Annotated in this window: 23 protein-coding genes; 9 read left to right on the forward strand and 14 right to left on the reverse strand. The window is 50.5% G+C overall.

Annotated elements, in window-relative coordinates:
* The first annotated feature begins 1 nt into the window (after position 1).
* A complete protein-coding gene (locus tag QU595_RS08870) occupies positions 2–739 on the forward strand; it encodes a DUF6339 family protein (protein ID WP_315920978.1) in 738 nt (245 codons plus the stop codon).
* Between the two features lie 203 nt (positions 740–942).
* On the forward strand, positions 943–2,388 hold the full coding sequence (locus QU595_RS08875; protein WP_315920980.1) for a DNA (cytosine-5-)-methyltransferase: 1,446 nt from the start codon (positions 943–945) through the stop codon (positions 2,386–2,388).
* Positions 2,389–2,426: 38 nt separating this feature from the next.
* Here QU595_RS08875 and QU595_RS08880 read toward each other — a convergent pair whose 3' ends face one another.
* The 8 genes from QU595_RS08880 to QU595_RS08915 form a co-directional block, all read right to left on the reverse strand.
* The gene (locus tag QU595_RS08880) at positions 2,427–3,020 is read right to left on the reverse strand and encodes a DUF5565 family protein (protein ID WP_315920982.1); all 594 of its coding nucleotides are present in this window, start codon (positions 3,018–3,020) and stop codon (positions 2,427–2,429) included.
* 269 nt (positions 3,021–3,289) lie between these two features.
* Positions 3,290–3,511 carry a hypothetical protein gene (locus QU595_RS08885; protein WP_315920984.1) on the reverse strand — a complete coding sequence of 74 codons (222 nt, stop codon included), beginning with the start codon at positions 3,509–3,511 and terminating at the stop codon, positions 3,290–3,292.
* A 17-nt stretch (positions 3,512–3,528) separates the two neighbouring features.
* The gene (locus QU595_RS08890; protein WP_315920986.1) at positions 3,529–4,353 is read right to left on the reverse strand and encodes a hypothetical protein; all 825 of its coding nucleotides are present in this window, start codon (positions 4,351–4,353) and stop codon (positions 3,529–3,531) included.
* Positions 4,332–4,763: a hypothetical protein gene (locus QU595_RS08895; RefSeq protein WP_315920988.1), complete on the reverse strand. Its 432-nt coding sequence runs from the start codon at positions 4,761–4,763 to the stop codon at positions 4,332–4,334. Before QU595_RS08895 ends, QU595_RS08890 begins: the two co-directional genes overlap by 22 nt.
* Positions 4,764–5,156 (reverse strand): hypothetical protein, encoded by a 393-nt coding sequence (locus QU595_RS08900; protein ID WP_315920990.1) that lies wholly within the window; start codon positions 5,154–5,156, stop codon positions 4,764–4,766.
* 73 nt (positions 5,157–5,229) lie between these two features.
* The gene (locus tag QU595_RS08905; protein ID WP_315920992.1) at positions 5,230–6,024 is read right to left on the reverse strand and encodes a GNAT family N-acetyltransferase; all 795 of its coding nucleotides are present in this window, start codon (positions 6,022–6,024) and stop codon (positions 5,230–5,232) included.
* Positions 6,025–6,369: 345 nt separating this feature from the next.
* The gene (locus QU595_RS08910) at positions 6,370–6,687 is read right to left on the reverse strand and encodes a hypothetical protein (protein ID WP_315920994.1); all 318 of its coding nucleotides are present in this window, start codon (positions 6,685–6,687) and stop codon (positions 6,370–6,372) included.
* 345 nt (positions 6,688–7,032) lie between these two features.
* Entirely contained in the window at positions 7,033–7,818 is a 786-nt protein-coding gene (locus QU595_RS08915) for a hypothetical protein (protein ID WP_315920996.1), read from the reverse strand.
* Positions 7,819–7,934: 116 nt separating this feature from the next.
* Here QU595_RS08915 and QU595_RS08920 point away from each other — a divergent pair, with 116 nt between their 5' ends.
* Positions 7,935–8,462 (forward strand): hypothetical protein, encoded by a 528-nt coding sequence (locus tag QU595_RS08920; protein ID WP_315920998.1) that lies wholly within the window; start codon positions 7,935–7,937, stop codon positions 8,460–8,462.
* Between the two features lie 10 nt (positions 8,463–8,472).
* On the opposite strand, the gene QU595_RS08925 is transcribed toward QU595_RS08920, so the two are convergent.
* Positions 8,473–8,814 carry a hypothetical protein gene (locus tag QU595_RS08925; RefSeq protein ID WP_315921000.1) on the reverse strand — a complete coding sequence of 114 codons (342 nt, stop codon included), beginning with the start codon at positions 8,812–8,814 and terminating at the stop codon, positions 8,473–8,475.
* A gap of 72 nt (positions 8,815–8,886) precedes the next feature.
* On the opposite strand from QU595_RS08925, the gene QU595_RS30200 reads away from it, so the two are divergent.
* The 3 genes from QU595_RS30200 (at position 8,887) to QU595_RS08935 (ending at position 10,546) form a co-directional block, all read left to right on the forward strand.
* Complete coding sequence (locus tag QU595_RS30200) at positions 8,887–9,267, forward strand: hypothetical protein (RefSeq protein WP_410000501.1); 381 nt, start codon at positions 8,887–8,889, stop codon at positions 9,265–9,267.
* Between the two features lie 521 nt (positions 9,268–9,788).
* Entirely contained in the window at positions 9,789–10,190 is a 402-nt protein-coding gene (locus QU595_RS08930) for a hypothetical protein (RefSeq protein WP_315921002.1), read from the forward strand.
* A 68-nt stretch (positions 10,191–10,258) separates the two neighbouring features.
* Positions 10,259–10,546 (forward strand): hypothetical protein, encoded by a 288-nt coding sequence (locus QU595_RS08935; protein ID WP_315921004.1) that lies wholly within the window; start codon positions 10,259–10,261, stop codon positions 10,544–10,546.
* A 15-nt stretch (positions 10,547–10,561) separates the two neighbouring features.
* Here the strand turns inward: QU595_RS08935 and QU595_RS08940 are convergent, their stop codons facing one another.
* The 3 genes from QU595_RS08940 to QU595_RS08950 all read right to left on the reverse strand — a co-directional run bounded on the left by QU595_RS08940 (position 10,562) and on the right by QU595_RS08950 (position 12,462).
* Positions 10,562–11,170, reverse strand: a complete 609-nt coding sequence (locus QU595_RS08940) for a Type 1 glutamine amidotransferase-like domain-containing protein (protein ID WP_315921006.1) — start codon at positions 11,168–11,170, stop codon at positions 10,562–10,564.
* 80 nt (positions 11,171–11,250) lie between these two features.
* A complete protein-coding gene (locus tag QU595_RS08945) occupies positions 11,251–11,511 on the reverse strand; it encodes a hypothetical protein (RefSeq protein WP_315921008.1) in 261 nt (86 codons plus the stop codon).
* 9 nt (positions 11,512–11,520) lie between these two features.
* Complete coding sequence (locus QU595_RS08950) at positions 11,521–12,462, reverse strand: MYG1 family protein (protein ID WP_315921010.1); 942 nt, start codon at positions 12,460–12,462, stop codon at positions 11,521–11,523.
* Between the two features lie 114 nt (positions 12,463–12,576).
* Here QU595_RS08950 and dinB point away from each other — a divergent pair, with 114 nt between their 5' ends.
* Positions 12,577–13,662, forward strand: coding sequence for a DNA polymerase IV (gene dinB, locus QU595_RS08955; protein WP_315921013.1), 1,086 nt, complete (start codon positions 12,577–12,579; stop codon positions 13,660–13,662).
* Positions 13,663–13,675: 13 nt separating this feature from the next.
* Here dinB and QU595_RS08960 read toward each other — a convergent pair whose 3' ends face one another.
* The gene (locus tag QU595_RS08960) at positions 13,676–14,809 is read right to left on the reverse strand and encodes a hypothetical protein (RefSeq protein ID WP_315921015.1); all 1,134 of its coding nucleotides are present in this window, start codon (positions 14,807–14,809) and stop codon (positions 13,676–13,678) included.
* An 808-nt stretch (positions 14,810–15,617) separates the two neighbouring features.
* Between QU595_RS08960 and QU595_RS08965 the strand changes: the two genes are divergently transcribed.
* Positions 15,618–16,637 (forward strand): isocitrate/isopropylmalate dehydrogenase family protein, encoded by a 1,020-nt coding sequence (locus QU595_RS08965; protein ID WP_315921017.1) that lies wholly within the window; start codon positions 15,618–15,620, stop codon positions 16,635–16,637.
* Between the two features lie 16 nt (positions 16,638–16,653).
* The gene (locus QU595_RS08970; protein WP_315921019.1) at positions 16,654–17,445 is read left to right on the forward strand and encodes a hypothetical protein; all 792 of its coding nucleotides are present in this window, start codon (positions 16,654–16,656) and stop codon (positions 17,443–17,445) included.
* Here QU595_RS08970 and QU595_RS08975 read toward each other — a convergent pair.
* Positions 17,428–17,682 carry a hypothetical protein gene (locus QU595_RS08975; RefSeq protein ID WP_315921021.1) on the reverse strand — a complete coding sequence of 85 codons (255 nt, stop codon included), beginning with the start codon at positions 17,680–17,682 and terminating at the stop codon, positions 17,428–17,430. The genes QU595_RS08970 and QU595_RS08975 overlap by 18 nt on opposite strands.
* Positions 17,683–17,690: the final 8 nt, after the last annotated feature.

A 17,690-nucleotide genomic window follows, 5' to 3' on the forward strand; every position in this document is an offset into this window, starting at 1 on the left:
TTTGAACGAGACGTTCGTCGATGAGCTACGGGCGAAGATCAAGGAGAACCTTGAACATTACCGAAACGGTGATGAAATTCCTGGCGTTCGCGACAACCTTTTGCCTCTAGAGCTTGATATTGATCGTAATCTCTTGAAGCAAATTGCTGATTTCGACGCCTCTGCCGATTCAACAAACTGCAAGCTGATCAGGGACGCATTCGCCAATGTGCAACCGCAGGCCGCACGCGATGAGCGACTATGGGCTTTCCTTACACATGGTCCCCTCTTGAAGTACAGCCGTAACCGTTGGCCAATTCCAGAAGACGATGACAAGGCTGTTGAGCACATTGAAGAGCGCTTCTTTGCCAGTAGCTCTCGTAACATGGAGTCTCGTAACGCCGTCGCTCGATTCTATTGGACGGCCCATGTGGCTGGTCAGCTTGAGGGCATTGATCAGGACGAAGTAATCGACCTGTTGTTCTTTAAGCAGGAGATCGTTCATGACATGATCGAACGTCCTACTGTGGTCTTGGCCGGAACGATCTTCAGTGCGGTCGTTAGAAAGATGCTCGAAGCGTACCATGGTGATCAGTCTCTGCTGGCGCGTAGAGCATTCCGTGAAGCGCAGCGTCGGATTAATGCCTACTGCGGCTCCACTCTGGTCGAGTTCTTCTCTTCAGAAGTAGCTTATGAGCGGATTGGTGAGGTCACCGAGAGTGTCGTTGCTGACTATAGAGCAGGATTGATCGTTTCGTAAGTTATTGAAAAAATGCGGCTGAATTACAGCCGCCTTTTTTCAATTGCAATATGGTCAAAACAAGTCAACGAGAAAAAATGATATTTATTGAATTTTGATGCTGCACACACGGATTATTTCAGTTTACCATTGATCTCAAGGGCGTGTTGTAAGCGACGCCAATGCTTATCGTGATTATATGACGATTAATTAGGGTTTTAGATATGTACAAGAAACTGACGTTTGGAGAATTTTTTAGCGGCCCAGGAGGGATGTCCCTTGGTGCAACTATGGTGAACGTCGGTTTAGGTTCTGATTATTCCATGACATCGATGTTTGCGGTTGATTATGATCCCGATGCTTGCATGACCTATCATGCGAATATTCATGAAAAAAAAGGTTTGCTCCATCGCCAATCAGCGGAAGGGAACGATATTCCCGGCATTAATCTGGAGCAGCCCAAAGGTGTTCCGCTTGTGCTAAACGCGGATGTTCGAGACGTAAATCCAAAGAACCTTCATGATGTCGATGCATTTCTCTTTGGTTTCCCTTGCAACGATTTTAGCAATGCAGGAGAGCGTAAGGGGTTGGATGGTGATTTCGGTCAGCTTTACAAGGAGGGAATGAAGCTTATCGAGGTAAAGCGTCCAAAATTCTTCGTAGCCGAGAATGTATCTGGTCTTCTGCACGCCAACAATTATGGCGCATTTATTGAGATTATGACGGAGCTTCAGTTTGAAAAGCTACGCGGGGACAGTCATAACTACATTATAACTCCTCATCTCTATAAGTTTGAGGAGTACGGTGTTCCGCAGACGCGTCATCGTATTATTGTCGTGGGTATCCGCGCTGATATCGCTGCTGAAGTCGGTTGCAAACGTTTTCAGCCTCCGGCTCCGACACATTTAGGGAAATTTGTGCCTGTTGGTGAGATTCTCGATGAGGTTGCTAATCCATATCCTGATGGCGTCTGGAATAATGAGGACAAGAAGATAAATGCAATTGTGAAGGAGCGGCTTGAGAAGACGAATCCAGGCGAAAACATTTGGGAAGCGATGAAGCGTCCCGATTTTCCTGAACATCTCAAAATCAAAGCGACAAAAACCTGTATCAGTTCAATCTATAAGATTCTCGATCCGACCAAACCCGCCTATACGGTCGTGGGTAGCGGCGGTGGAGGAACACACATGTATCATTGGAAGGGTCGCGTGACGACGGATCGGGAGCGTGCTCGCATTCAGACGTTCCCAGATGGTTATAAATTCTACGGTGGTCCTACTGCTGTTCGACGTCAGATAGGCATGGCTGTTCCACCAGATGGTGCGAAAGTTATTATCCAGGCAGTTCTAAAGATGTTGAATGGCGAGACCTATGACTCGGTGCCACCAAATCTAGATCAGGAAATGGACCCTGACTTCGTAAAGCAGAAGCAGATAAAGCGCCAGAAACAGCTTGAGGCGCGTGAGCGGAAACGCCAGCGTGAGGAAGAGGCTCGTCGTGCTGCTTTGCCCCAGCCAGAGCTGGTTGGCGACTTCACCGAGCTGCTACGAATTAGAGCGGAAAAAGAAGAAATCGAAAAGGAGCTTCACGCTGAGGTAGTTGCCGAACTGGGGGATTTCGAAATTTCTGATGACCAGCCTGACTTATTTTTTCAGGAAGCAGCCGAATAGAAAAAGGCGGTCAATTGACCGCCTTTCCCTTGTCGCCTTTACATCTTCAGTGCAGGCCCATCATCTTCTTTAGGCTTGCGATGTGATTTGCGCGAATGTCCCCAAGGCAGGCCAAAGTCCTTCCTGCGGATCTTGGCCATGCGACCATCAGAGTGATGGAAGACGAGACCTTCGTGCTCATGGGTTGAAAGCCATTCGAGGATGCCTTCGCGAGAACGCTCGACTTCCACAATATCGGCCCCATGACGAACAAGCATATGTCTGTCCAGCTTGTACAGGTCTCCCTGGATTTTCGGGCCTACGAGTTCGTAGGTGCCGTCTTCCAGTCCCTCGCGGAAAGCCTCCCGATGGTACTTGTCCTCGGGAGCAGCTTCAGAGATTTTAACCCAGCCTGGCCAATGACCAGTAACCGGATCGGGCTTCTCTTCAGCAGGCTCGAAACCAGCTGGCGGCACTTTTCCGTGTTTGGCGTCGTACCGCTTGAACATTTCGCCGTCCTTGATCCGGACTGAGGTGCCGTCCCACTTGATGGTGGCGTGGCCTTCTCCTTCCAAAACCCAGTCTGCATATACCGTTTCGGTAGCGCGATGGGATTCACGATCAATGACGAATACTGTCTTAATTTTCTGCATTACTAACTCCTGTTGGGCTGTTTTCGAATCCGGCCCGGAGAGTTAGTAACGGGGTGTATTTACATATTCAGATTTCGATATGCAACAATTATTTTCGAGAAATTGCATTATTCTCTCGAATTAATTCCTTAGGTCGTTTATTAGGGTAGGAAATCAGCGCAAGTCGGCAATCGCGATTCAATCGGCGCGGTAGAATTTCTTATAAAATGTCTGGAGGCGGATCAGGAAAAGGAAATGGCTGAGAAAAAGGCGGCCGAAGCCGCCTGATCTCACGGTGTTGGGCTGCTGATCGCGGCCTCAACATCTGCACGGTTGGCGTAAAGCGTGAATTCGCCGTCGATCAGGCCACTGTGGGCAGCGCGATAGGCGGTGTCTTCTGATCCTTCGGTGACGTAGTTGTATCCGTCCTCGAAGGAGGCATTCTTGCCATCACGAATCTCGATGATCTCGGAGTTGTCGTCGATGATTGCGCCGTTCTTGATAGGTTTCATGTTAGCCCCTTTCTGAATCACATCGTTGGTTTCTGTTCTGGCTCTGGGTGAAGGTACTCGGCCTTAATCCAATCCCGCAAGCTGCTGTCCTCGGGCAACCTCTGGGCAGGCTCTTCACGTTTACCATGACCATCCCACAGTTCATCGTCGGGTCCGATTTGAAGCACCCAGCTCTCGTCATAATCGCCCAATCCGAAGGCTGAGATCATTGCATCGACATCAGTGTCGAGGTTCGCGTTCTCGGGATCGATGCCGCTGATCTCACGCGCTCTGGTGAGTTGATCTTCCAGCGACAGGTCGACTTGTCCGGTTTCAATCCTGAACTGGTTATCGGGGCCGCCCGCGTCACTGAGAGGCGTAACGCGCACGACATAGATCGTGTTCTGATCGTTTGAGTCCGCGCGCCAGTAATAGCCGCCATGCCGAATGCCAACATCGCCGTTATAGGTCCATCCGTTGTGATCCATTGATTTCTCCTCCTTTTTGGATATCTGTTCCTGCCGTAGTTCCTCGATTTTCTCTGCGCTCAGACCAAGAAATGCGAGAAAGCCGCTCATATCGTTGAAGTAGAGCTTCTTCTGCGTGCCTTGCTCTTTCCCTGGCTTGAAGACGACAATACGTGCAGGAAGGTCTCTCTTTGGGGATCTGAACTGGAATGATATGCGTCCGCCGTTTTGGGGGTGAGCGAACGTCAGATATGGCCATCCGCCTTTGGTCAGTCTGGTTTGGTGATTGACACCTATCTCAGACAATATGCTGCGGACATAATCGAATGGAGGGCGAATCTCGCTCTTATTGAATTTTGGCATCTTCCCTCCTGTTACCTGACGGGCGTTGGACATGGCTTGCATCCATATAGTTCCAGATGCGCATCAATAATTTCGTTTGCCCATTGGAACTCATTATCGGCATGCGGTGAAGTCGAATTGCAGTCGGAGCGCGGATATGGCGCAATCCTTCCAGGCTTGGCTTCCGAGAACGGCGTCCTTGCCCAAGACGTCGGATGCACACCGTTGATGTCTACTGCCTTGCCTGTCTCGTTGACGCACCACACATGCGCGACGTCATCTTCGTTCTCGTATTCGGCGACGATGTCCCAGCCCATGCGGTCGTGTAATGCGGCCGCGAAGACGGCACATAGGCCGCAGGTGAATTCGGTGCGAGCATGGAGATCAGGCCCCTCAAGCTCAGAGCCTGTGGTCGCCCTGTGCTTCTGCAACATTTGAGCTTCTTGCACGTCGAGTTCAGTCACTTACATGCCCATTCTAGGCGATGCAGGCTCCTGGCTTTCCGCTGCCCTTCGTGCCTTTGAAGCCTCGAACTTGTTGCGAAGGCTTTTGATCAGCTCAGGATCAACGTCCAGATGCTGCAGGAGCGGCAATATGGCTGTGAAGCGAGTTGTCTTGATTTCGTCCGCATTCAGCGTCTTCTCCTGGACAACGAAGTGCGGGCCTTCTGGAGAACCCTTTTTTGCTGACGGTGCGCCGTCTTCGAAGTGGACTGTCGTGACCTCGCCCGATGATGGGTGACTGAATTTCACAAAGATCTGCCTACCATTGTTGCCAACGAGATGGTTAATGCCCATGTCGTGCAGGACTGAGCGGATGTACTGAATGGCAATCGGCGGTACGCTATGCTTAGTCATGCCTAAACTCCCTGATAATTGGATATTGACCCAATTATTGGAGGATTCTTGGCAAGGGACTATCTGGTTTTGACTAAAATCCCATTTCAATGGAGTAATCTTCGGATTTGCTGTAAAATTCAGCGATCTCATGGGGTGTGAAATTTTCTTGGATCACATCATCGATTGCATACATCATTCGCGCTGCAAACTTTTCACCGCCTTCAGTAGCTGCGTCGGCATATACCCTGAAATTGATCGGAGATTCTAATTCTTTGAATTCTTGACTTCTTACAAGTGCTGCGAGCTTTGTGACGTCGTCGTAGACATCTTCAATAACCGCTCTAATTAATGAACTGGTAACAAGACCATTTCTGTGTCGAGGATCAACGTAAACATAGTCAATGGAAACTGTATGGCAGACGACATTAATAGGTTCGTCATCATTGTACATGTCGATGCTTACTCCACGACGATAGGTGAGAAAACCTACTGGCTTTTCCCCGTCCTCGGGTCTGATAGTAATCAATGTCATTCGCTCATCTGACAGGCTGTGGTTTATCCATTTTTGAAGCATGTCGGAGCTGATTGAAGTTGAAATTGTTTCTCTGAGTTCCTTGGCATCTGATTCTGATTTTATCTGTTTTAAAGCGTACACCTCTTCGTTTTCGAATGGATCATAAGCAGGAGGAGCTATAGTTACGATCTCCGTTGAGAAGATAAAGAATTCATCATTCTCATCCTTTTCCCATGAGGAAAGCGCAGGTAAAAGCTTGATCTTTTTAGCAATCTTTTTGGCAGCTTGGACTTGGTCCTCACTCGGTGGCGTGTCGCATAAATCTTCCACATGTGCTCTCGACATCTGAATGCGCGATTTAAGATTTTTCATTGGCATCTCCTGTAATTTTCAATCTTCTGCTTAGTTCCCCGATTAGAGGCGCGTCGCCGGAACGAAGTTGAGGATGTCGACCGTAAGGCGTTAATTCGGTCCACAACAAGAGTGCGGATTCTTATCTTCGAATGTGTAATCGATTGGCATGATTTTGATGTCCGGCAGTAGGTTTACTTTGATCTCAATTGCTTGTGGTAATCAGCAGATTTTTACTCTTTGGCCTGATAGGCACAAGGGGATGGATTGATCCCCAAAAAAGTAAGCGCGTGCGCCAACATACTGGTTGGATTTCTGTATAGTTAAAAAGCAAGGGCAGGAAGCCGAAGCCCCTGCCCTTTGGGATCACCACACGCACCAAGCGTAGAATTTGCCGTCGTGCTTGTCTGCAAACTGCATGTCGTCAAAGTGATCGACGTCCTTCTTGAGGCGGTCGATCTTGCGGCGGTTATCCGCACGGACCAGCTTGGTCGTGTGGTGACGGTAGTCACGACGAGCATTGCCTTCGTGATAGGTGCCGTCGCGGGTCAGTTTGTTGTACCACGCGATCTCTTCGTTTTCATCGTAGTTGCCGAGCCATGCCCAGCGGCGATTGCGACGAAGATAGGTTTCAACGTTGGTGTAATAACCGCTCTTTTCGCGGCTGCGGATAGTTCTCGACATCATGTCCTCCAGAGTTGAGACATGATCGGTCGTCATAATGCAGCCAGTATTTCATCTCTGATGCCTTTCGTGAGTGTGATAAATGCAATGCCGGGTGACTTTGCATTTTATATAATTCTTCTATCAGTCCACTGCGGGAAATTCAATGAATATCCCAATAAAAGAAGCGTTTTATATGAGCGGGAATCATTGAAACAGGTTGTGATGGCCTTGGTCATTTATTTTCTGCCTGTTGAATAAATGGCTACATAGATCGCCTCACCCGCCAGTGTCGTCTCAATTGCTAAGAGAGGCACAAGCTCTACGACCGTGCCACTGGCTGTCAGTTCCCAAAACTGGATGAGATCAAAACCTCATCCCTGGCTCGGTCCTGAGTTCGAGATCGAACTTGTTAGGATTGATCGCCAGACGGCCGTTCATCTTTCTTGATTTGTAGCAGATACCTTCGCTGGCGAGCTTCTGCCAAGCGGCAACGGCTTCCCGCTGCTGAAGAGATGACGAGTGGAGCCTCATTCCTCGTTTGTCGAGTTCTTTGGCCATGATTTTGTAGAGCATCCCGCCTATCCCCAAGCGGCGGTTATCGGTGAAAACACCGTTGTTCTCGGATGGGCTGGTGTTGATGTAATCGACGAATGGAAGATCGATCCTGCTTTTAAACTCTTTGTAATCTGCAAGTTTTCTGAGGTATTTGCCAGTTGAAACGACCTCTTTTTTGAACCAGTTTTGAAAATCAGCATAGCTTGATAGAGGCTCTGCAGGTGTGTTGTTAGCGTAAGCGTAGCCGTGCAAACGGTGAGCCACCTTGTTGAGTTCGTCAGCATCTACCTTCTTGATGTCGGTAGCTGGCAGTTCGAAGCCTTCTCCAACTTCGAATAGTGATGCGCCACCGTGCTGATCAATATAGTTCAGCACGCCGGATGGGAAGAATTTCTTGAAAGTCTCCCCACTTATGTATGAAGCCTTGAGGTAGCCGACTTTCTCTTCATCAGCGTAGGCTGCGAGTTCATCAACTCGAAAACCTCTGTTTGGCGTTTCGCTGTCATCAAACATTTTGAACGTGATTTCCCGGCCGAGCTTGTCCTCGAACACGTAATCCAAAGTGGTGATGATAGCGTTTGGTGACTGTCTCATGTGATAATCCTTAGTATCAGGTACAGTCTGCCAACTTGGAAAGCAAGGCACTATTGCGCTGTCTGTTGGGATAAAATTCCCTTTGAATAAATTCGAAATTATCTCTAAAAGGTATCATGGATTCCCTTTCTGTTTTCACACATGAAATGCTCGTGAAGTCGGACCTCATTCGGTGGTCGTTCGATGCGCGTTCCGGTGACTTTTCGGCTGAACTGACATCCCAGATGGTCGGGTGGCTTGCTGAGAAGTACCTGCTCGGCGGCTGCGCGTCGCTGGCGAGTGCGATTGCCTATGAAGTTGGTCGCGAGCGCCTGGTCAGCTTTCAATGGGGTGATGGGCGGCTATGCCATGCAGTGGTGGCCTGCTCTGACCAGCATGATGAGGAGCTAAGGGGCTACGGGGTCGACATTCTGGGTCGGCGGCCGCTCAAGTTGATGCGCCAGGAGATTGCGGCGCTGGCGGACGTAAAGCGCGTTTCAATCGGATGGATGATCGAGCGATCAGAGTTCGATGACGACGAGCAGCAGGCCTTGGTGGATCTTGCAGCGTCTTTGCCTTGGCTTGCAACCGTCCTGAGGCGGCCGCAGGTAGTCGATGTGGCTGCAACGTTGGCGGCTATGCAAAGGCTTGGCTACTCAGCCTAGGCCTGCAATCTCACATCTTCGCCGCAGGGGCCTTCGGCTCAAGAAAGAACGGCAGACTGTCGATCTCGATGTGGGCAATGCCTGCAGGGATTTCGTCATACCCGATCTCGGCATCGTAGTAGCCAGTCCGGATGTCCGACTTGGTCGATTTGTTGAACGCCATCTCCAGACCCTTCATCGTCCGGTAGATCGTGTCTGAATTCGTGCCTTCGAGGCTGACAGCGATGGTGATGTTCGGGATGATCTCCATCACGCCCTCGTCGTATGACTTAACCTCGGTCGAGAGGACTTTAAGTCCTGTGAGTTCCAGCAGCGGGTTAAAAGCTTCGAAGAATTCGGCTTCGGTCTTCATAATTGGCATCCTTTGCATTTTCAAAAGGATATCTAATGGTACTGCAAGTTAGAAATCATTGGAACACTACATATGTGTGCCGCCTATGCGGCGGATAACTTGGGGAACCCAAGGCCCCGACAGACGACATACTTCAGAGCCGCCTATGCGGCGGATAACTTAAGTCCTGTGCGCTCCAGCAGCGGGTTGAACTTCAGAGCCGCCTATGCGGCGGATAACTCACCAAAGACGGCGACCGGACGGCGGAGTATCTTCAGAGCCGCCTATGCGGCGGATAACGGCTACGTCGACCTCGCCAGAGGCAAGATCGTCTTCAGAGCCGCCTATGCGGCGGATAACTCTCCAAATTTTGGAGAAAATGTAGTGTTTGCAACGATTTCAAAGAACATTGGGTGTTTACCCCGATTTTTAGAGGATAGGATGAAATCCAGTAAAATCAAGGATTATTCTTAATCCCGAATAATCAGGGTCTAGAGATCATTCAACTGCAGGTTTGTCTGGTGTTTGTATTTTGAATGCAATAAACCCTTGCCAGCTGAAAGGAGGAAAAGGCTGACAAGGGTTTATATCAGTTATGTCCCGTTCTACACTCTAACACTACACCGATGAAGTACGGGACCACATTTCATCGAGCGGGTCTGAAAAATACTATCAGACAGTAGTTGGGCTGATCTACCTTCTACGAGCGAACTCTCCAGTGCAACGCGGTTGCGCGCTACGCGATCAGGCCATCCCCTTTTTAAAATCCCCAATCGGTCGACGGCAAACCTAAGGTTAAGCGATGCAAAAAGCGCTAGTTTGTCACGTAAAACATCTGACATCCTTGCCATGCCCAGCTCGTCATCGCCCGAGCTGATAAGCCCATATTTAGCATTTAATTCGGAAGGGTCAATATTCATTCCCCTTAAATCCCAAAAAATATATTGGACTTTTTTGGGTGAAAATTATAAGAGTGCGCGGAATAGGAGAAACAAATGAATGAAGATGATAAACAGGCAATCTTGGTGAGCCTGCAGGATGTCGCAACCGCGCTGAATTCCCTGATGGAGGACGTCGCCGAGGGCAAGATCGATGCGGCTGCTTTCGCCCGAAGGCGTGGCCGTTTGACTGAATTGTTGGCGGATGTCCCAGCCGACACTCTGGGTGCCGAGGATGAACTGATCCCGCTTACGAAGGCTCAGGCCATCGAAAAGTGGGGTGCTGAAGTCGTAGAGATGGCTCGCGACTATTATGAAACTGATTTTCATAAGTACCTCTTCGAAGAGGACATTCCCGAAGGTGACGAAGACGGATTTTCTGCATGCGTCGAGGATGTGTACGAACGTTGTGAGCGCGCCGCTCGCAATCTGCAGGCTTATTCTGGTCCTCGTCCCTAAAGTATGGTGGTTTCGGCGATTGGCTTGAGGTAGACTGAGCAAGTGATTAATTTAGCTTGGCATTTTACATGACACCAAACGATCTTTCTCTTGGGCTACTCACACTTAAACATGCAGCCGATGCCTATGCCCTAGAAGGGCGACATGATCTAGGCAATGTCGCCTCCTCCCTTCTCTTTGCTGTCTCTTCTCACCAAAACGAAAGCTATCGCGACGATGTGCTCAGGGCTGCCGAGCAGGCGATGCTTCTGATTACGGGGCGCGCTGAGATTGGCAACGAGGTCAGCATCTCCGATGAGGTTGCAAAACTATGCGGCCGCGCAATCGATGTGATTAACGCGGCCGCTCAAGGCTGATGATTCAGCAGGCGATTAGACGATGGTGATCTGGTCGCCCTTCACATGGATCACCTGGTCGTCGTTCAGAGGCTGAACCCAATAACCCTTCTCGACCATGCGGTCATAGAGGCTCTTGCATGCGCCGCCGTAGTCGACATGGTCCATGTGCGGGATAACGGCGTATGGCAGAAGATTGAGGCCCTCGAAGCTCTTCAGGTCGGCCTTCGACGGATCATCCAATGCAGCTGCGTACATGATGTCCGGCGTGGCGGCCACGACACCAGCGCTGGAGCCGATATAGACGAGACCTTCTTCGATGCGCTTGGCAATTTGGTCGGCAAAGCCGCTCTTGCGCATGTGTTCCATCAGAACAAAGGTGTTGCCGCCGCAGACGTAAATGGCTGAGGCCTGACCGAGCTTTTCGGCGACCTCGGCAGGCGTCTTGCCATTGAGGTCGAATTCTTCGGTCGTGTATCCCATTTCTTCGAAAGGCTGATAATGCTTTTCGTAGATTGGTTCCCAGCCTTCCCCACGGGAAGCGGTTGGAATGATGAGGATAAGGCCCTTCGGTTCATTGGCGACCAGGTCGCGAATTTTCGGAGTACCAGCGGTGAGTTCGGAAGCGAGAATAAGTGTTGTCATGGGCGCATTAATATCCATGAAAAATAATTAATCAACATAAAAAATAAAGCCTGCGGAAATAATACGCAGGCTTTATTAAATTAACAGAATTTGGGCATAGGACCTTCAAGGTCAGGGTCATCGCGCCATGCTACATATTCTTCGTAGCGACTGATGAACAGGGCGACATCGTCTTTGTGGATTTCGAGCGAATGGTAGTCCGAGGTGTTTCCTCGAATGCGAATGTTTTCGCCAAGGTATGGGTGGTCATCTAGCCCATCGAGATAGCGAGAGCAGTATTGGGCCTGTGAGCCAAGCCTCCTCGCTATATCCCCGAAACTCACATAGTCGTCGTCCGCCATTGCTCCCCCTCAGATCGTTGGTGCTGGATTTGGTTCGTGGTCGAGTGCCTGCTGCAGGAGGGTCATCAGGCCTTCCTTGCTCTTGGCTCCGCAGATGAAGAGTGCAGGATGGCAGAAGATGGCATCCTCGACGCCCGTGATAGCTGCAAGATCCTTGCCACGGAGGCCCGACCATTCCTGCGGGAAGGCCTTGCGTTTGTCGAAGCTCCCCTTCTCAAGCGGCACAGCGGTGCAGTACCAGCCGCCCTCGCGCTCGGTTACGACGTAGAGGAGGTCGGTGTAGCCACCTTTGAAGACCGTGTCTTCCCAAGGCATGGAAGTCTCCAGAACCATGTAGCGCGGGTCTGGCGAAGCGTTGATGTACTCGACAACGCGCGAATATGCGCGCTGGCGGCTTGCGGCGCGGTCTGCGCGGCGTTCGATTGCAGAACGTGCGAAGGCGACAGCGCGCATGAAGGCTTCGTCTTCTGAGGTGCTCTCGTCATCCCAGTCAGGCGAGAAATCATCGATCATTGAGGTAAGGTCGTCAGGCGCAAAGCCCGAACCAACGCCATTGTCGATCATGTCGATGCGCTTGATGATGCTGCGGTCAAGCTTGCCCCAAATTTCATCGATAGCTTCTTCGCTCAGGTTCGGATGGCGCTCAGCCAGGTACTCGTGACCGAAGAACTTCCAGATCAGGCCGACTGAGCTGTAGGGCGTGTTGTTTTCGTCTTCACGATACGGCTTGGTTGGATCGCTCGCACCCATGTGGTGGTCGAAGCGAAGCTGGTCTGGATCGTACACCATCCCGATATCGAAGACGATGTCGCCAGCTTCAGCTGCGTCGATAATCTTAGGGTCGCGGGTGCGAATGATTTCTGCATTCTGGAATCTGGCAATGCCTGTCAGGATGGCGCATGCGGTAACTTCGTCAGCGTGGAATGAGCCAGAATGTGTGATAAGCTTCATAAGGTGCCTTTCGGAATAATGAGAAATCATTATCATAAACCATCGCAAGAGTGCAATTTGAATCGCAAATAAAGCGATATAGATCGTAGATAAGCAGGAGAATATTCAGGCTCGATGGAGCAAGTGCCTCGCAAGATAATCCATGTGGACATGGATTCTTATTTCGCGTCAGTCGAGATGCGCGACAATCCGGACTTGCGCGGCAAGCCCGTGGCTGTTGGGCACGCTGGTGATCGCGGAGTCGTGGCCACTGCCAACTATGAGGCCCGCAAGTATGGGGTGAAGTCGGCGATGCCGTCTAAGCTCGCCCTCAAAGCCTGTCCTGAATTGATCTTTGTTCCTCCCCGTTTCGACGCCTATAGGGAAGTCACTCGGATTATCCGGTCGATCTTTCGAGATTACACGCCCCTCGTTGAACCGCTGTCGCTTGATGAAGCGTATCTGGATGTCACGAACGCAAATTGCGGAATTCCGACTGCGACCAAAATTGCAATAAAGATCAAGGAAGACATTTTCCGCGAAACTCAGCTGACCGCCTCGGCTGGTGTCAGTTATAATAAGTTCTTGGCGAAACTGGCATCAGACTATCGTAAGCCCAACGGAATTTATGTCATCACGCCTGATATGGGTGAAGCTTTCGTTGAAAAACTCAAGATCGGCAGGTTCCATGGCATCGGACCAGCGACTGAAAAGCGAATGCATGAGCTGGGCATCTATAATGGCCGAGACCTGAAGCAGCGCTCGTTGATCGAACTTCAGCAGGCATTCGGGAAGGTCGGCACCCATTATTACTGGATCGCCCGTGGCATCGATAACCGCGAGGTCGAAGTCGACAGTCCTAGGAAATCCATCGGAGCCGAAAACACGTTCGATGTCGACAAGTCAGACTTCGATGGCCTCTATGAGGAGCTGATGCCGCTGGCGGCAAAGGTGTGGGCGCATACCAAGCGTTTGGGTGCAAACGGCAAGTCGGTGACGCTGAAGGTAAAGTTCTCCGATTTCAAGCAGATCACGCGCAGTCGCACCCTGTTGAAGAACATCGAAAGCGGAGAGGAATTGCTGGAGACCGGAGTTCAGCTGCTCAAGGAACTCCTGCCAGTGCGAATGGGTATCAGGCTCATCGGCATCACGCATTCTGGCTTTGAGCACATCCTTGAACTATCGAAGCCCAAGGATGATGCGCAAATGGTTCTGTTCTAGCGTCCGAATGCGGCTACTCTGGTGAATGCAGAACGATTGGCCACCAGTCTTGGGCAAGACCCCTACCGTCGAGTACACCGCCATACTTAACGTCCAGTGTTCCTGCCACAATTCTCTTCACCTGTTCCTCAGTGATCATGAGGCCGTTAGTCGCAAAATGGGCTATGAGCTGCTTGGGTTCCACTTTGCCTGGAAGGGCGAAAATGTGAGTGATGACAAGGTTGTTCTCTGCCAATTCAAGAACCGTCTCAGGCTTCATGTAAGATAGTGAGGACATTATCTTGCTGAGATTATAGACGGTCGATCTGTTGTTGGGTTTGGCGACATCATGGTTGATGACAAGAGCGGATGAGGTGGAGACGCGCCGTGTTTTGGAAAGATGATGCAGAAGCCGCATTGCGGCAGTCGTTGAGCCGTTACCTGTTGGCCCGCAGATAACGAGTAGTCCACTTTTGGGCAGTTGGGAAGCAATGTCCCGAACCGTGTGATCCTCCTCAAAGTTCAAGTCAGCAATTCTTCCAGGTCGATCACTAAATGCACTGCAGATATCACCCGCGAATTCCGACATGTCGAAGATGATTTCAGGGAACGAGGATGATTTTGGATCTCTAGCGAAATGACTCCAATGGGAAGTTTTGCTAATGAAGTGATTAATCGCAAGCATTTCCTCGGGTTTTGGTTTTCGGTTCAATTCCATAAAACGCTCAAAAGCGAGATCAATGGAGGTAAGGTGATCAAGGCAGCTCTGTGTGTGTCTGGCAGTGAGATCAACGTGTTTGCTGCCAGCAGGCAAATCGCTTTCGAGACGTTCTGCAAATAAGGCGAATTCACCTGTCTTGTCCGAGCCGCCAGTTGGGAATAGGCCGAGACGCAATAACATCCCAAAGCCAAGCGTGTTTGGGATTCTGAGATCATTGGCTAGACGTAAGCCGCTGGACACAAAATCGGGCACTGAATGGTTCATAGGGTTCTGGGATGAGGAAGCAATACCGTTCATGAACTCAGCCCAGCCGCTGTAACCCAACGCCCGCGACAGGTGGTTCTGGCAAACGGTCAGCGGCACATCCCTGCCCGTCTTGGCGAGCGAGTTTTTGAAAAGTTTGGCTTTGGCCTTGATATTGGCTGCGGAAATAGGTGTGTAGCGCATCGGAACTCCAATCCAAGCGTGCTATCGCGGTCAGCCATCCATGAACACAGCACGCCAATCGTTGTTCAGCGCGTTGAATTGAGTGTTTGCGAGTCGATGCTTTAAAGCTTGGAACGGATGGCACCTTCGCTGTCGATAGCAGCGTTGTAGCCAATATATTTGGTTTGAATTTTTTGGTCAATAATTCTGAAAAGAAAAAACTGAGCAGAATTTCTTCTGCCCAGTTTTATTACTCGACCTACCAAGTCCGAAGACCCACAGCCGTAAGCAAGTGACCGGAATAAATCCGATGGACCAGCGCGATTAAGCGGTATCGCCGCCCCAGTCGATCTATCGCTGGCTATGACACGCGTTGCATCGCATCAAGTGAAATCACTATGCAGACGAATTCTGCTTATTTCAAGGCTGATTAATGCAGAAAGAGCTATCGGCTTTTTGATTCTGCTGTTTGTCAAAGCAATATGGCTCCGAATATTTTCTGCATGTGTACATGGGCATTAAAATGGTTACGTCGCCAACGAGCATTGGTTGCAGATGCTGCGCTTGCTGAAGGCAGTCGGTTTTTTGCGCATATCGTCGATCATCTTTGCATCCTGCGATGATCGGAGTGATAGCCAAAAACATGAGAGACACTCGGCGCAACATTGGCATGGGCATAGGTTTTAAACCTCGCATAATTCTTTCTGCATAAATGCTCAGTTTTTATGCGTAATTTGTCAATTTATTTTGTTTTTAGTATTGCTTATTTATGTGGAAATTCCTATATCTGGCGCAAGAGCGAAGCGCTCAAATTAGAAGGAAAATTAATATGACCAGTAAGCCGAAAATCGATATCGCACTTATTCCTGGCGACGGCATCGGCCCTGAAATTGCCAAGGCTACCGTCGATGTTCTGGAGGCGCTGGGCGCTCCGTTCAATTACATCGAATGCGAGGCTGGTCTGGGTGCTTTCGAGAAACACGGCGACGCGCTCCCGCAGGCAACTCTCGACACCATTCGCAAGACCCGTTTTGCCCTCAAGGGGCCACTCGCGACGCCTGCTGCTGGAGGATATCGTTCGGCAACCGTTCGCATGCGTGAAGCCTTCAATCTCTATGCCAACGTCCGTCCCGGCAAGACCATCCTCCCCGGTCGTTACGACAACGTCGACATCATCCTCGTCCGTGAGAACCTCGAAGGCCTCTATGTCGGCAAGGAGCACTATATCGGCGTGGGTGACGATCCGCATGCAGTCGGCATCGCAATTGGTCAGAACAGCAAGGAAGGCGCGAAGCGCGTCATCCGTCATACGCTCGATCTGGCGGTCGCTCAGGGTCGTAAGAAGGTCACCATCGTCCACAAGGCCAATATCCTGAAGATTCTCACTGGCATCTTCCTCGAAGCTGCGCGCGAGCTGGCTCCCGAATATGAAGGCAAGGTCGAAATTAACGACATGATCGTCGATGCGGCCGCGATGAATCTGGTTCTGAAGCCTGAAATCTTCGACGTGATCGTCACTACCAACCTGTTCGGAGACATCCTGTCGGATCTGATCGCAGGTCTGGTCGGTGGTCTGGGTCTCGTGCCAGGCGGCAATATCGGCACCGACGCGGCGATCTTTGAAGCCGTGCATGGCACCGCTCCTGATATCGCTGGTCGTGGGATCGCAAACCCGACTGCCCTGATGATGGCGGCGGCAATGCTTCTTGATCACACTGGAAATGGTGATCTGGCGACCAACCTGCGCGAGACCATCAAGGAGGCGATCCTTGAAGGCAATCGCACTGGCGATCTCGGCGGCAAGCTGAACACCGAGCAGTATGCGCAGGCTCTGATCGATAAGCTCTAATCTTCTCAGGATTTCGATGAGCAGGCCTCGAAAATGTCGCGGCCTGCTTTTTTGTGCCTTTCGCAATCGGCAGGCAGAATTTTTGGAGATAACGAAAGGGCCTGTTGAAATGACTGAAAAAGCTCAGCGTAACTTAGATGATTTGATTTTCGGCTACGATAAGGATGTGAAAATCCTAATCCTTGATAAGGGAAAGCGCTGGTTTGAACTGTGCGATGGCCGTGTGGGTCAGGAGCACGAAATTCAAAAGGCGGTTTCTAATCTCCTTGAGACCGTTCGAGAAGCGAATACTCTCGCTGGCGGTACCGGATATGTCGACGATTTCGACTTCATGCTTGGACGTGAAATGTCAGAGCGTCCAGATTTGCTTCTCTCTGACAAACCAAAGTTTGATGCCGCTCTTCGTGCTCGTCTCAAGGACGCACTGCCTGGTCTTGAGAAGCTCGGTAGCGAAGTCGATATTGGTCTGGTTCTGACTGCTTATGGTCGAATTGCGCATGAACGCGGCAAGCCTCGTCCGCCTGCAAGATCGCTCATTGAACGCCTTCGCGAGCGTATGTCGGATCGCATTTCTCCAAAGGAAGTTCTGACTGAAGTTGCCAGAGCTGCCGTAACCTATTCCGATGAGATCAATGCTGGACATATGGAACTCGATGTTGATCGACGTGAGGCCATCCAGCGGGCTGTATCATGCGCCTATTTGGAGCTTTCAGCTATGGGCGTCGACAAGAATGAATTACGCTCACTGAAGGATTTTCAGGATGAATTGGAAGCCGTTAAGGCGCAGTCGTTAGCGCCGCTCAGGTAAATCGCGCTCTGGCCGGACTTCGGATTCGATACATCCATATCTAATATCCAGAAGCTCCTGGCGCTCTTCTTTACTAATTTTTCGGCCATCATGAGCTTTGCCAGTTCTGATGGCCTTTTTCATTTCTTCTGCTTTCGCTCTGGCTTCGATTTTGCAGACCTGCAGATTGTAGGGCATTGGACCGACAGTTCCGGCGATAAAAATACCGCTATAAATCATAAACCAAACTTTCAGCATAAATCCCC

It is taken from the genome of Mesorhizobium sp. SP-1A (assembly GCF_032460275.1).
In the GTDB taxonomy this organism is placed as follows: Bacteria; Pseudomonadota; Alphaproteobacteria; order Rhizobiales; family Rhizobiaceae; genus Mesorhizobium.